The 13,663-nt window shown below is 69.7% G+C and carries 10 protein-coding genes and 1 pseudogene; 6 read left to right on the top strand and 5 right to left on the bottom strand.

The features are described 5' to 3' along the window. Positions 1–48 precede the first annotated feature (48 nt). On the top strand, positions 49–2,358 hold the full coding sequence (gene metE, locus AVL59_RS11040) for a 5-methyltetrahydropteroyltriglutamate--homocysteine S-methyltransferase (protein WP_067302191.1): 2,310 nt from the start codon (positions 49–51) through the stop codon (positions 2,356–2,358). A 60-nt stretch (positions 2,359–2,418) separates the two neighbouring features. Here metE and AVL59_RS56315 read toward each other — a convergent pair. Next, positions 2,419–2,863: pseudogene (locus AVL59_RS56315) on the bottom strand (ABC transporter permease); the annotation flags it as partial. A gap of 52 nt (positions 2,864–2,915) precedes the next feature. Here AVL59_RS56315 and AVL59_RS11030 point away from each other — a divergent pair. The 3 genes from AVL59_RS11030 to AVL59_RS11025 all read left to right on the top strand — a co-directional run bounded on the left by AVL59_RS11030 (position 2,916) and on the right by AVL59_RS11025 (position 5,156). Beyond that, a complete protein-coding gene (locus AVL59_RS11030) occupies positions 2,916–3,614 on the top strand; it encodes a sensor histidine kinase (protein WP_237281478.1) in 699 nt (232 codons plus the stop codon). A gap of 2 nt (positions 3,615–3,616) precedes the next feature. Next, on the top strand, positions 3,617–3,766 hold the full coding sequence (locus AVL59_RS50405; protein ID WP_372450337.1) for a response regulator transcription factor: 150 nt from the start codon (positions 3,617–3,619) through the stop codon (positions 3,764–3,766). A gap of 745 nt (positions 3,767–4,511) precedes the next feature. Then, positions 4,512–5,156 carry an FMN-binding negative transcriptional regulator gene (locus AVL59_RS11025; protein ID WP_067302185.1) on the top strand — a complete coding sequence of 215 codons (645 nt, stop codon included), beginning with the start codon at positions 4,512–4,514 and terminating at the stop codon, positions 5,154–5,156. Between the two features lie 128 nt (positions 5,157–5,284). On the opposite strand, the gene AVL59_RS11020 is transcribed toward AVL59_RS11025, so the two are convergent. Continuing rightward, positions 5,285–5,986 carry an LmbU family transcriptional regulator gene (locus AVL59_RS11020; protein WP_237281477.1) on the bottom strand — a complete coding sequence of 234 codons (702 nt, stop codon included), beginning with the start codon at positions 5,984–5,986 and terminating at the stop codon, positions 5,285–5,287. A gap of 672 nt (positions 5,987–6,658) precedes the next feature. Between AVL59_RS11020 and AVL59_RS11015 the strand changes: the two genes are divergently transcribed. Further along, on the top strand, positions 6,659–7,852 hold the full coding sequence (locus tag AVL59_RS11015) for an IS701 family transposase (RefSeq protein ID WP_079146638.1): 1,194 nt from the start codon (positions 6,659–6,661) through the stop codon (positions 7,850–7,852). Positions 7,853–7,921: 69 nt separating this feature from the next. Here AVL59_RS11015 and AVL59_RS11010 read toward each other — a convergent pair whose 3' ends face one another. The 3 genes from AVL59_RS11010 to AVL59_RS54075 all read right to left on the bottom strand — a co-directional run bounded on the left by AVL59_RS11010 (position 7,922) and on the right by AVL59_RS54075 (position 11,644). Then, entirely contained in the window at positions 7,922–10,162 is a 2,241-nt protein-coding gene (locus tag AVL59_RS11010) for an MMPL family transporter (RefSeq protein ID WP_067302184.1), read from the bottom strand. Positions 10,163–10,250: 88 nt separating this feature from the next. Continuing rightward, complete coding sequence (locus AVL59_RS11005; protein WP_067302182.1) at positions 10,251–11,495, bottom strand: ABC transporter ATP-binding protein; 1,245 nt, start codon at positions 11,493–11,495, stop codon at positions 10,251–10,253. After that, positions 11,492–11,644 carry a hypothetical protein gene (locus AVL59_RS54075; RefSeq protein WP_237281475.1) on the bottom strand — a complete coding sequence of 51 codons (153 nt, stop codon included), beginning with the start codon at positions 11,642–11,644 and terminating at the stop codon, positions 11,492–11,494. Before AVL59_RS54075 ends, AVL59_RS11005 begins: the two co-directional genes overlap by 4 nt. A gap of 820 nt (positions 11,645–12,464) precedes the next feature. Here AVL59_RS54075 and AVL59_RS11000 point away from each other — a divergent pair. Then, positions 12,465–13,307, top strand: coding sequence for a DUF4097 family beta strand repeat-containing protein (locus AVL59_RS11000; RefSeq protein WP_067302180.1), 843 nt, complete (start codon positions 12,465–12,467; stop codon positions 13,305–13,307). The last annotated feature ends 356 nt before the right edge of the window (positions 13,308–13,663 follow it).

Raw genomic sequence — 13,663 nt, 5'->3', positions numbered from 1 at the left:
CGTCCCGTCCCCGGGATCTCAGGGATTCATCTCGCGAAGGAGATCTCCGTGACCACCAAGTCCGCAGCCGCGGCAGCACGGGCCACCGTGTACGGCTACCCCCGCCAGGGCCAGGGCCGGGAGCTGAAGAAGGCGATCGAGGGCCACTGGAAGGGCCGGGTCACCGCCGACGCCCTGCGCACGGCCGCCGCCGAACTGCGTCGCACCAACTGGCGGCAGCTGGCGGAGGCCGGCGTCGACGAGGTCCCGACCGGTGACTTCTCGTACTACGACCACGTCCTGGACACCACCGTCATGGTGGGCGCGATCCCCGACCGGCACCGGGCGGCCGTCGCCGCCGACCCGCTGGAAGGCTACTTCGCCATGGCCCGCGGCACGCAGGAAGTCGCGCCACTGGAGATGACCAAGTGGTTCGACACCAACTACCACTATCTCGTGCCCGAGTTGGGCCCGGACACGCGGTTCGCGGCCGACTCCGGCAAGCAGGTCTCCGAGCTGAAGGAAGCCCTCGCCCTGGAGTTGACGGCACGTCCCGTGCTGGTCGGCCCGGTGACCTACCTGCTGCTCGCCAAGCCCGCGCCCGGGGTGTCCGCGGACTTCGAGCCGCTCACCCTCCTGGACCGTCTGCTCCCGGTGTACGCCGAGGTCCTCGCCGACCTGCGCGCGGCCGGTGCCGAGTGGGTGCAGCTCGACGAGCCGGCCCTGGTCCAGGACCGTACCCCGGCCGAACTGAACGCCGCCGCCCGCGCCTACCGCGATCTCGGTGCCCTCACCGACCGGCCCAAGCTGCTGGTCGCCTCCTACTTCGACCGGCTCGGCGATGCCCTGCCGGTGCTGGCCAAGGCACCGGTGGAGGGCCTGGCCCTGGACTTCACCGAGGCGGCCGCCGCCAACCTGGACGCGCTCGCGGCCGTCGGCGGACTGCCCGGCAAGCGGCTGGTCGCCGGTGTCGTGAACGGCCGCAACATCTGGGGCAACGACCTGTCGGCCTCCCTGGCCACGCTCGGCACCCTGCTCGGCCTGGCCGACCGGGTCGACGTGTCGGCCTCCTGCTCACTCCTGCACGTCCCCCTCGACGCGGCGGCCGAGCGGGACATCGAGCCGCAGATCCTGCGCTGGCTCGCCTTCGCCCGGCAGAAGACGGCCGAGATCGTCACCCTCGCCAAGGGCCTGGCCCGCGGCACCGACACGATCACCGCGCAGCTGTCGGCGAACCGGGCCGATCTGGCCTCCCGCGCACACTCGCCCATCACCCATGACCCGGCCGTGCGCGCCCGCACCGCCGCCGTCACGGACGACGACGCGCGCCGCTGCCGGCCATACCCCGAGCGGGCCGCGGCCCAGCGCGCCCACCTGCGCCTCCCCGCGCTCCCCACCACGACCATCGGCTCCTTCCCGCAGACCGGCGAACTGCGCTCCGCGCGCGCCGACTTGAGGGCCGGCCGCATCGACACCGCCGGATACGAGGAACGCGTCGGGGCGGAGATCCGCGAGGTGATCGCCTTCCAGGAGAAGGCGGGCCTGGACGTCCTGGTGCACGGCGAGGCCGAACGCAACGACATGGTCCAGTACTTCGCCGAGCGGCTCACCGGCTACCTCGCCACGCAGCACGGCTGGGTCCAGTCCTACGGCACCCGTTACGTCCGGCCGCCGATCCTGGCCGGCGACATCTCGCGCCCCGAGCCGATGACGGTGCGCTGGACGACGTACGCCCAGTCCCTCACCGACCGCCCGGTCAAGGGCATGCTCACCGGTCCCGTCACCATGCTCGCCTGGTCCTTCGTCCGCGACGACCAGCCCCTCGCCGACACCGCCCGCCAGGTGGCCCTCGCCCTGCGCGAGGAGGTGAACGACCTGGAGGCGGCAGGTACTTCGGTGATCCAGGTCGACGAGCCCGCCCTGCGCGAAACCCTCCCCCTGCGTGCCGCCGACCGCCCCGCGTACCTGGAGTGGGCCACGCGGGCCTTCCGGCTGACCACCAGCGGCGTCCGCCCGGACACCCAGATCCACACCCATATGTGCTACGCCGAGTTCGGCGACATCGTCCAGGCCATCGACGATCTCGACGCCGACGTCATCAGCCTGGAGGCCGCCCGTTCGCACATGCAGGTGGCCCGTGAACTCGCCGCCCACGGCTACCCGCGCGAGGCGGGACCCGGCGTCTACGACATCCACTCGCCGCGCGTGCCCAGCGCGGCGGAGGCTGCCGACCTGCTGCGCACCGGCCTGAAGGCGATCCCCGCCGAGCGGCTGTGGGTCAACCCCGACTGCGGCCTGAAGACCCGTGACTGGCCGGAGACCCGAGCCTCCCTGGAGAACCTGGTCACCGCGGCCCGCACGGTACGCACGGAGCTGTAGGCACCTCGCACCCGCCCCGGCCCTCGTGCCCGGGGCGGGCATGGTCCCGGGCCGGGTCGCTCACTGCGCACGCGGATCCCAGCGGAACCGCCGGACGGCCACCGCCGCACCGGCCACCCCCCACAGCAGCAGGACGCCGTGGTCCCGCCAGGGGAGGCCGGCGTGGTTCGTGGTGAAGGCGCGGAGCAGGGCGTCGTTGAACGGTTTCACCGGCAGCGCACCGGCGATGCCGTTCAGCGGGGCGGAGTGGATCGGCACGTACGTGCCCGAGATGAACACGAGCGGGAACAGCACCAGTTGCACGACCGGCGGCGCCGAGCACCAGGGACACCGCGAGCACGGGCCACCGCGAGGCGGCGGGCAACGGGACGCCGTAAAGCCTGCCGACCGCCGTGATGAGCAGGACCTCGACGACGCTCACCAGCACGCAGTGCGCCAGCAGGCCCATGAAGTACACGGAGGCGACCGTGGACACGTAGTACTGGAGCGCGGATCGCCCGTAGTAACGGACGATCGGGCCGCTGCCGGCGCTGTACTTCGACACCCGCCGCAGGCTGATGCAGGCACTGGTCGAGCGCGCCGAGCGCGCCGAACGGGAGCGTCATCTGCTGGCGGAGCGGGCCCGCGCCGAAGAACGCGCCCGGCTCGCCGGTGAGATGCATGACGTGGTCACCCACCGAGTGAGCCTGATGGTGCTGCAGGCCGGTGCCCTGAGGGTGACGGCACCCGACGAGGCGACCCGGCAGGCGGCCGAGGAACTGCGCTCCGCGGGCTGCCAGGCGCTGGAGGAGCTGCGGGACCTGGTCGGCATTCTGCGCACCGCGCCGGAGGGCGACCGGACGCCCTCGGTGGCGGGCTTCGCCGGCCTGGTCGCCGAGTCCGTGGCGGTGGGGATACCGACCGAGCTGATCGAGGAAGGCGATCCGGCGATGGCCTCACCGGTGGTCGGGCGCACCGCCTACCGCGTGCTGCGCGAGGCGCTGACCAACGTACGCAAGCACGCTCCCGGCGCCCGCGTGAACGTGGGCGTGGAGTACGACACGGCACAGCTGCGGCTGACGGTCCGCGACACGCCACCGACCGGTGGACCTCGCGGCGCCCTGGCCGGTACCGGCTCAGGTCTCGGGATCGCCCGACTGCGGCAGCGCATCGAGCTCGTGCACGGCACGTTGCGTGCCGGACCCTGTTCCGACGGCGGGTTCAGCGTCGAGGCGACGCTGCCCGTGTTCGTCCCGACCTCCGAATCGGCGGTGTGAGCGTGGCCCGGGTAGTGGTGGTGGACGACGAGCCCATGGTGTGCGGGTTCCTGCGCACCATTCTCGGCTCGGCCCCGGACATCGAGATCGTCGACGAGGCACACGACGGTGCGGCCGGCATCGAGGCGGTACGGCGCGGCCGCCCGGCCTGATCCGAGCGCGTGGGAGGTGCGGGCGACGAACCGCCCCGTTCCCCGCACCACACGTGGGCGACGATCCCTCCATGAGACCAGCCGTGCCCGCCAGATCCGCGTCTTCCTCAAGGCCTCAGGTCCGAAGCCCGTAGATCGGAACGTCGAGGGGTGCCCCGGCCCATCCGCCGCGGGGGTCGGATCCGGATGGGTCGGGGCGGTCCGGCTCGGGCCCGGTGTGGCCGCCCTCGTTGTTCACCGAGGCAGAGCAGTTGAACACCGCACGGGGCCGCGCGTTCACCCTGCTCGGCGATGTTCTCGGGAACACCCGCATCACACCAAGTCCCGCGGCGTGCGGCAAGCCGCCGTCGCTTCGAGCTCCTGACCAGAATCCGGACCGGACGCCGGGGTGGCCGAGCGGCCGCCTCCGGAGAAGCTGCCAGGACCGCCTGCCCGTTTTCCATGAATTCCTCCTGAGGGCTGACGGGGTCCTTTTCCAGGTACAGGCTGCGGCATGGAAACTCACCGCCGTTCTGATTCGATACCGCCGGGCTTCCTCTTTCCGTTCCCGCCGGACGATTCGTTGATGCCGGTTCGTCCCTTCATTGCGCCGGAGACGACAACGGGCCACGATGGAGAACCCCGTTGTCCTGCCAACAGGACAGTACGGCGATGTCGTCGACCATTCGCCGCATCATTGCCGCGTCTCAAGGCCTCGATGCCGGACAGGCACTGTTTTCGTCACACCACGAAAGGTGAGTGCTGTATGTTCGTCCCCAGCCACTACCGGGAACCGGACGTCTCATGGATGGTCGATCTGATGCGCGGGAACCCGCTGGCACTGATGGCCAGCAATGGAACTCCCGCTGACGGACCTTTCGCCACCCACCTCCCGGTCATCACCGACCCCCAGTGGGAGGGCAGCCCCACCGCGGACCTGGCGGGCATGCCTCTGCTGGGTCACATGAACCGTGCCAATCCGCACTGGGCGGCGCTGGAAACCGGGTCGGCGATCCTGCTGACGTTCACCGGTCCGCACGCCTACGTCTCGCCCACCGTCTACGACGTCACGCCTGCCGCCCCGACATGGAACTTCACCTCGGTGCATGTGCACGGAGTGGTGGAGAAGATCGAGTCGACGGAGGAGACCCTGGATGTCGTACAGGCGACCGTGCAAGCCTTCGAGGGGGAATTCGGCGACAGCTGGGACATGAGCGAATCGGTCGACTATTTCCGCAAGATAGTGACCGGCGTCGGCGCTTTCCGTGTCCGGGTGACCAAGGCCGAGGGAATGTTCAAGCTCAGCCAGGAACAGCGTCCCGAGATTCGCGAGCGGGTGGTGCAGTCATTCGCCGGGCGCGAATGCACCCGGCACGTACAGACGGCGGATCTCATGAACCGTCTGCCGTAACGGTTCCACCCATGACACGGGGTCCGCACCCCTTGACGTGTGCGGACCCCGTGACTTTCACCGCCCCGGCCGGACACCCCCGCCTGTCCCCGACGCGACCGCCTTACGGGCCGGTTCTCATGAACCGGTCATTCGAGGGTGAGTTGCCGGTCGGCATCCTGTTGCCGGTCGGCATCCTTCAGCACCTGGTCCGCGGCCGCGTCGAGCGTGGCCGTCACCCACTCCCCCAACTCGGTGCCCGCATGGGCCGCCGCCTTGTGCCACCACTGCAGCCGGTTGTCGGGCACGGCGAGCCGGCTCGTCGTCGCCACGGCGTCCGTCTGCTGCGGGATGGGCTCGCGCTGGGCCCGGATGGCGTTGCGCAGTTGCTTGGTGCTCCACTTCATCCGCTCGGCACGGTCGAGCCAGACCTCCTGCTCGTCGAGCGGCAGCGACGCCAGCTCGGCGTGGTGCTGAAAGCTGAGCGCGGGCCGCCGCCGGTGCAGCTCGAAGCGCCGGGAGACCCAGGCGTAGTTGCGCAGCGTCTGGTATTGCAGCCCGGCAGCGCGGATGCCGCGCTCATAGCGGTCCGCATAGTGGTCCTTGCCGTAGACGAGCCAGTCCCCGAGCCACCAGGACGAGGAGTTGAGCAGCCCGGAGAGCTGGCGCCCGGCGCGTTCCCACTCCTCGAAGGCGAGTCCAATGGGTATGTGCAGTCCCACCTTCGTGGTGAGTACCTGATCACCCCGCGAATCCACCCCACCGGCTCTTCGGTTCCTCGGCACAGCCTCCGCGGCTCTGCCGAACATGACCGCCTTGGAGTCTTTGCAGTCCTCGACCTGATTCGTCATCACGCCTCCCCGTAAATGCGCGTATCGACCAAGCGGGTTCGCGGTGGCTCCCCATCGGATGCCGAAAGCGTTCACCCCGTTTTTTGGCACGCATGCCAAGAGCAGTGGCCACCGCTCGCAGATGAGTACTGCCGGGCTGAATGAACCAGCCATTGCACGGTTACCCGTTGAGGTCGGGATGGCCAACTGCCGTGCTCCCGAGTAGATCCCGACATCGATGCCGGTTCAAGGATCTTGGCGCCATCGAGCACTACTTTGCAGAGTTCGAACACTCCTCTGATTCAGTGGTCTAGGCCACTGCTTTGGCGTGATCTAGGTGCGCCCCCAGGGCCTGCGGCGCTCCGAATCAGGAGCCGCAATGCATCACGGCCCCCTCAAGCGCCACCTCCACCCCTCGCCACCGCCCCGATCGAGTACGCAAGCGCCACATTCCCGCAGGTCATCACACCGTGATCGCGAAGTCCACACACTGTCGCCGACAACGAGGGCCAGCGGCCCACCCCATGAAGGGATGAGCTGAATCTAGCCGTCATCCTGCCACCAGGACCCCGAGGCCGTGCGCCATCGAGGCGCCAAAACAGGTCGACCAACCTCTTACAGTGGCGCCACACTGGAGCGGGACCTAGACTCTGCCATCACAACGCTCAGTAACATCGGGGGAGTTATTGCGGCATGAATACCACCCAAGCGGACACCTCGTCGACTTCACGAGGCGCTAGGTGCGCCATCAATTCAGAATTGCCTCTGAACCGGTTTAGCAGCACGATCTTCAAAGGCTTACGCCGGACCGATCAACGTAAGTGGGCACACGCCTATTTGAAAGGGCTGCTCGTCACCTCGGGCAAGAAGTCGGTGCGCCGGCTCGCCACCGTGGTCTCCCGCGACCCGTCCGTCGTGCAGTCGCTGCGCCAATTCGTGAGTCTCAGCCCATGGGATTTCGACGAGGTCATGGAGGAACTCACCCACTGGGTGGCGGACCGTCGACCCGAGCCCGTGTGGTCCATCGGCCGGGCCGTCCTGCCCAAGCGTGGTGACCGGTCGGTGGGTGTCCACCGCTATTTCGACCTGTCCTCGGGCCGTACGCTCAACTGCCAGCTGGGACTGGGATCCTTCCTGTGCGTGGACACCGCTCACGTTCCCGTCGACTGGTGCCTGCACCTGCCGACGACCTGGACACAGGACCCCGAACGGCGCAGGGACGTACGTATACCGGACTTCGAGCGGTACCGGCCGCAGTGGGCACACACGCTCCGACTCGTGGACCGGCTGGCGGCCCGCACGCACTCCACGTCCTCGGTCGTTCTCGTCGACATGAGCGACGAACCCGATGTGGGATATCTGCTGCACGGACTCGCCAAGCGCCGCCGCGACTTCGTCGTCGCGGTGCCACCGCATCTGGCGGTGCTGCCCGCCCGCGAGGGCGCCCCGGTACCAGCGCGCGCAAGAACCCTGGTCTCCGCACAGAGCCCGGAGACGGCCCTCGTCCACCTGCCCGGCGGAGAGCAGCGCATCACACACCTCCAGACCTCACTCGTCCATCTGGCGGGCGGCTCCCAGGGCCGCTCCCCCGGACCTCCTTACCGGCTCTTCACCGAAGTGGGCCCCGCCCGCTCACCGGGCCTGCTGTGGCTCACCAGCCTCGCCCACCACCCCCTCGCGGAGGCCGCCTCGATCGCCTCACTGCACCGCGGGACGACGGACGCGATCGGTTCCATGGAGCAGGACTTCGGGCTTCTGGACTTCGAGGGACGCTCGTTCCCCGGCTGGTACCACCACATGGCACTCGTCTCCGCCGCGTACGCCTTCCAGCGCCTGCACGGGCTCACCGCCGTGCCGTGCCGCAACACGGCACAGCGGGTGCCGTAGCGACGCGGCGCGACGTCCTCTCGACCGTGGGGACCGATTCCGGGATCGAACCGGCCCCCACGGCGCGCATCAGCGGCTGTACTCGTGGTCGCGCGCCGCGCGCAGGTCCCGCGGGGCCGCGAGCCGGCGCGACAGCTTCTCGCCTTCGACATCCATGTCGGGCAGCATGCGGTCGAGCCACTTGGGAAGCCACCACGCGCGGTCGCCGAGGACGGCGAAGAGCGCCGGGACGATGGCCATGCGGACGACGAAAGCGTCGAAGAGGACCGCCAGGGCCAGGCCGAGGCCGATCATCCGTACGAAGACGTTGTCCTGTGTGATGAATCCGGAGAAGACGCTGGTCATGATGAGCGCGGCCGCGCTGACCACGCGACCACCGTGCCGGAAGCCGGTGACGACCGCCTGCCGGGACGACTCCCCGTGGACATAGGCTTCGCGCATCCGGGTCACCAGGAACACCTCGTAGTCCATGGCGAGGCCGAAGACCACGCCGATCATGATGATCGGCATCGTGCTCATGATCGGGCCAGGCTGGTCCACCCCCACGATGTCGGCGAACCAGCCCCACTGGAAGATCGCCACAACGGCACCGAGCGCCGCGGACACCGACAGCAGGAATCCGAGAGCGGCCTTCAACGGCACGAGGAACGACCTGAAGACGAGGATCAGCAACAGGAAAGCGAGACCCACCACGAGACCGAGATAGGGCAGCAACGCGTCGCTGAGGGTCTTGGAGAAGTCGATGAACATGGCCGTCTGCCCGCTCACCAGGATTTCGGCGCCATGGACACGCCCGACCCGGGCGAGGTCGCCGCGCAGGTTTTTGACCAGTAGTTTCGTCTTGTCGTCCGTCGGTCCCTTGTCCGGTACGACGTTGACGATCGCGGTGTCGCCCGCCTTGTTCGGGGTCACGGAGCCCACCTCGGCGACGCCGGGCTCGTCGGACAGCTTGGCGGCGACGTCCTTGCCCACGGTCTTGGCGTCGTGGGCCTCGACGGTGACCGTCAGGGGTCCGTTGAAGCCGGGGCCGAAGGACTCCGACAGCATGTCGTACGCCTTGCGCTGGGTGGTGTCGGGGGCCATGGTGCCCTCGCCGGGCAGGCCGAGTTCCAGCCGGGTCGCGGGAGCGGCGACGGCGCCGAGGCTGAGGACCCCGAACAGCAGGACGATGACGGGACGGCGCATGACGAAGCTCGCCCACCGGGCACCCAGGTTCGGCCGCTGCCGGGCCGCCCGTTTCGCCGCCTTGCGACGCTGACGCCCGGACAGCGGCTTGCCCGCGATCCGCTTGCGGTCCCTGCGGCGCAACACCTTGAACGGCGCGAAGCCCAGCAGCGCCGGTACAAGGGTGACGGCGACCAGGACGGCGATCGCGACGGTGCCCGCCGCGGCCAGACCCATCTTTGTCAGCATCGGAACGTTGACGACGGCGAGCCCGGCGAGGGCGACGACGACCGTGAGGCCGGCGAAGACCACGGCGGAGCCCGCGGTGCCGACCGCCCGGCCGGCGGCCTCCTCCCGCTGTCGCCCCTCGGCCATCTCGGCGCGGTAGCGGGAGACGATGAACAGGGCGTAGTCGATCCCCACGGCCAGGCCGATCATCATGGCCAGGGTCGTGGTGGTCGAGGACAGGCCGAGCGTGCTGCCGAGGGCGCCGATCGCGGAGATGCCGACGCCTACTCCCACGACGGCGGTGAGCAGCGGCATGCCCGCCGCCACCAGCGAACCGAAGGTCACCAGGAGGATCAGAGCGGCGACGCCGATCCCGACGCTCTCGGAGGAGCCGCCCGCCGCCTGCTTCACGGGGACCGCGTCACCGCCCATCTCGACCCTGAGCCCGTTCGCGCGGGCGTCGGCGGCCGCTTTGCTCAGGGCGTCATGCGCCTTGTCGGACACCTTCAGGGCGGCGACCTTGTACGTGACGATCGTGTAGGCCGTCGTGCCGTCCTTACTGACGGCGCCCGTGGTGAACGGATCGGAGGCCGCGACGACCTGCGGGGCCTTCGACAGGTCCTCGACGAGAGCCGCCACATTCTTCTTCGGCTTGGGGTTCGAGATCTTCTGGTTCGACGGTGCGCGGACCACGACTCGGGCCGAGGCACCGTCGGCGCTTGCGGCCGGGAACTTCTCCTTCAGCAGGTCGACGGCCTTCTGGGACTGTGTGCCCGGCATGGAAAAGGTGTCGGTGGGAGGGGGCGGCGCGGATGAAGCGGCGACTCCGGCCCCGACGAGGACCAGGAGCCACAGCAGGACGGTGAGACCTCGTCGCCGGAAGGCGAAGCGGCCGATCCTGTAGAGCAAGGTAGCCAATGTGATCCAACTCCCGTTAGTACGTAGCGAAGACGAGGTGTGTCGAAAGGACTTGGGACGCAACGGTCGGCGCCGACGCGGTCAGGGGCTACGCGTGAGGGCCGCGGTGCTTCGGCGAACGGGGGGCGGCACGTCTGCGGCGCCCGGCGAGCGCGAGTGCCACGCACACCAGGGCGGCCGGAAGCACGCCGGGCAGGACGGCGGGCCCGGCCTCCGCGACATGCGCGCAGAGCAGCAGCAACGCGGCCATGACGGGCAGGACCTCGCGCCACAGCCACCGGATGTCACGCGCTTCCTCCCCGAGTGGGGCGTCCGGCGAGTGCACGGCGCGGTGGGTGGGTGGCGGACCCTGGGGGCCGTTGTGCACGAGCGCGGTGAAAACGTCCTCCAGTCCGGGACTGTGCACCGCCAACCGCCGAGGCTCCACGCGGCCCTCCTCCAGAATGGCGAGGACGGCGCGGATCAGGCCGACGCTGCCGTCGCCCGGGATCCGCAGGCTGAGCGCGGTGTCGTCCCGGACGACCGTGTCCAGGTGGAACAGCGCGGCGGCGGTGGCGAGTTCGGCCGTGTCGGCGAAGTACAGACGGATGTGACCGCCCGGGACCAGCCGTAGCAGTGCGTCCTGCGTGCCCTCGGCGACGAGCCGACCGCGGCGCAGGACCCCGATCCGGTCGGCGAGCCGGCCCGCCTCCTGAGGCGAGCAGGTGGTGAACAGCACCGTGATGCCGTCGGCGACGAGATCGCGCACCACCTCCCGCACGATGCGGCGGCTCACGGGGTCGAGACCCGCGGTGGGCTCGTCCATCAGGACGACGCCCGGATCCCCGGCCAGCACCATCGCCAGATCGAGCCGACGCCGCCGGCCGCTGGACAAGGCAGCCGCAGGCTCGGTGGCGACCCGTGACAAATCGAGCCGCGCAAGGAGTTCGGCTGCCCGCGACCCGCCCTCGCGGGGCGGCAGTCGGCACAGGGCCGATGTCCGCAGCAGGTTCTTCTCGGCGGTGAGGCGGGGGTCCACCGCCGAAGTCCGGCCGACGAGTTCGACGGCCGCGCGTACGGCGTCGGCGTCTGTGGGGAGGTCGTACCCGGCGATGCGTATCTCGCCGGCGTCGGCGGCGACGCGCGCCGAGAGGATGCGCATCACGGTGGTCTTGCCGGCGCCGTCGGGCCCCAGCAGGCCGAAGGCGGTGCCGTGGGGGACATCCAGATGGAGGTCGTCGACGGCGGTCTCCGTTCCGTACGACTTCCGCAGTCCCCGGACCTGGATGGCCGAGGGGCCGTGCGGTCCGGGGAGCGGCCGGTGCGGCCCCGCGGTGGTCGCCGCCTGGTTCACGGCGCGCCCCGCTCGGTGCGCCGCCCGTTGCCGAGCGGCATCCGCGCTCCGGACACCCGGGGCGAGGGGGCGTCGGGGGCCGCCGTGAAGCGCCGGTAAGTGCCGGCGCGGAACTCTCCCGGGAAGCAGAGCGATCGCAGAGCTGTCATAGCGCCATGATGACATCATGTGGCGCCATGTCTACTGTCAATCGACGCCATCTTGGCGCGCAGCATGTCACAGCGGGATACGGGCGTCCGGCTCTCTGTTGACGTCGCGACCGTGACCTGCGGAACGCCCCAGAGGGGCAGGCGGCACAGCAGTCGGCCACAGCCTTACATTGGCTGGAATATGTCGGCACCTCCCTGCGAGGCCGGCCGAGACGCAAGGCGATCCGTGCCGCCTGTCGCAGAGCCGGTGCGGAGATGGCACCACCGGGGCCCGCTTCTTCATCCGGCAGTCCGTCAGAGCGTCGGCGACATCGGCGACATCGGTGAGGGAGCGTTCCCACGCTTCCGGACTTCGGTGACGGCTGGATGACCCGACTCGAATCCCGGGGGGCACGCCCGTACGTCTGTGACCGATTCCGCTCGCCGTCACATGGAGTTCCGAGGCGCACCCCGCCCGGACACCCCGTTATGACACTAATGTGGCACCACATGATGTCAGCAGAGAATTACGCTCCGAACCGAAAGGTGCCCCCACCAGTTCTCTTCCGGGCAGGGTCGAAAGGCCCCGGCCGGAGAGCCCGGACGGTGGGCGACAAAGGGCAGGCAGGCACGGGACGCGACGCGCGCGGGGCGGAGGGCGAAGTGTCCGGCGTGGCGAGGGCGGGCCAGAACCCGCCGCGTCCCCCAGCGGTACGTGCCCGTACCCCCGGTCGCTCGCACCCCGAGACCGGAGACCAACCCCGTGACAGAGCGACCTGCGTCGTTCGGGCTGCCGTCTGCACCAGATCGGCGGCCTCAGACATTCCGAAGGCGGCTCGCCATGCCGACGTTCGACACACCCGCGCCTGTCCGCGTGGTGCTCAACCTGATGTTCGGCCAGGTCCGCATCGCCGCGAGTGACCGCGCCGAGACGACGGTGGAGGCGTATCCGCGCGACAGCGACGACCAGGACGACGTGCAAGCCGCCGAGCAGCTGCGTATCGAATACGCCGACGGCTGGCTGCTCGTGAACGTCCCGGAGCCCGGCGGCAGCGGGGGCGCGGTCATCGTGGTGATAGCCGTGCCGACAGGATCGAGCCTGCACGGGCGGGGCATGGCCGCGGACTTCCTCGCGGTGGGAGAGCTGGGCGAGTGCCAACTCAGCACGGGCCTGGGGCGCATCGGGCTCGACCGTACCGGCAGCCTGCAACTGACCTCCTCCCTGGGTGACATCACGGTCGGCCGTGCGGCCGGCAGCGTCGAGGCCACGGCGAACCGGGGCAACGTCCACCTGAGGCAGGTCGAGGGCTGGGCCACGATCAGAGCGATGGGCGATGGCGACGCCACTGTGGGAAAGGTGCGCGGAGTCGCCCGCATGCACACCGAGAAGGGGGCCATCAGGATCAGCCGGGCGCACACCGACGTGGAGGCCCGGACGACCCAGGGCGGCATCGACATCGGAGAGGTGGCGCGGGGAACCGTCGTCGCCGTCACCACGTTCGGCAACATCCGGATCGGCGTGGCCGAGACCACCAGCGCCCGCCTGTCCCTCGACTCCGCCGCAGGCACCGTCTACACGTCTCTCGCGCTCCTGGCAGCGTGGGAGCAGGCCGACGAGTTCGTGCGCGTCCAGGCCCGGACCGTGATCGGCGACGTCGTGGTGGAGCGTTCCTGCGCGGAATGAGTCCGATCGCAGCCGGGCTCCGCGCCTGCACGTGGAATGTCACCGAGGGCGACGTGGCGCCACATCCCCCCACCCGTGGCGCCAGCGGCACCTCGCTGCCGCTCAGGGGGACTTGCCAGCGGCAGGGCCTCCTTCTTCAACTGCGACCCAAAGGACGCGAGACTTGCAAGGGGGCCAAAGCGATGCCATACTGGCGCCACGGATCGGTCGCAGTACGTGACAATCTGTGGCGCAAGATCCCGGTCGCCGCTGAGGCGGAGAACGAAGTGGCTCTCTCGCCGAGCGACCGATGTTCCGAAACCGGCCTTCGTCATCGCCCCGCCCCGAGGGTCAGGGACGAGGACATCCGACGCGGC

Origin of the sequence: Streptomyces griseochromogenes (assembly GCF_001542625.1) — a bacterium.
Lineage (GTDB): Bacteria > Actinomycetota > Actinomycetes > Streptomycetales > Streptomycetaceae > Streptomyces > Streptomyces griseochromogenes.
Note: the sequence above shows the minus strand (reverse complement) of the source record. Positions and strands in the feature narration are given on the sequence as shown.

Excerpts from the sequence above, each read along its gene's own strand:
- AVL59_RS11030 (WP_237281478.1), top strand. The coding sequence starts at position 2,916 with ATGCAGGCACTGGTCGAGCGCGCCGAGCGCGCCGAACGGGAGCGTCAT.
- AVL59_RS11025 (WP_067302185.1), top strand. The coding sequence starts at position 4,512 with ATGTTCGTCCCCAGCCACTACCGGGAACCGGACGTCTCATGGATGGTC.
- AVL59_RS11020 (WP_237281477.1), bottom strand. The coding sequence starts at position 5,986 with ATGACGAATCAGGTCGAGGACTGCAAAGACTCCAAGGCGGTCATGTTC.
- AVL59_RS11015 (WP_079146638.1), top strand. The coding sequence starts at position 6,659 with ATGAATACCACCCAAGCGGACACCTCGTCGACTTCACGAGGCGCTAGG.
- AVL59_RS54075 (WP_237281475.1), bottom strand. The coding sequence starts at position 11,644 with ATGACAGCTCTGCGATCGCTCTGCTTCCCGGGAGAGTTCCGCGCCGGC.
- AVL59_RS11000 (WP_067302180.1), top strand. The coding sequence starts at position 12,465 with ATGCCGACGTTCGACACACCCGCGCCTGTCCGCGTGGTGCTCAACCTG.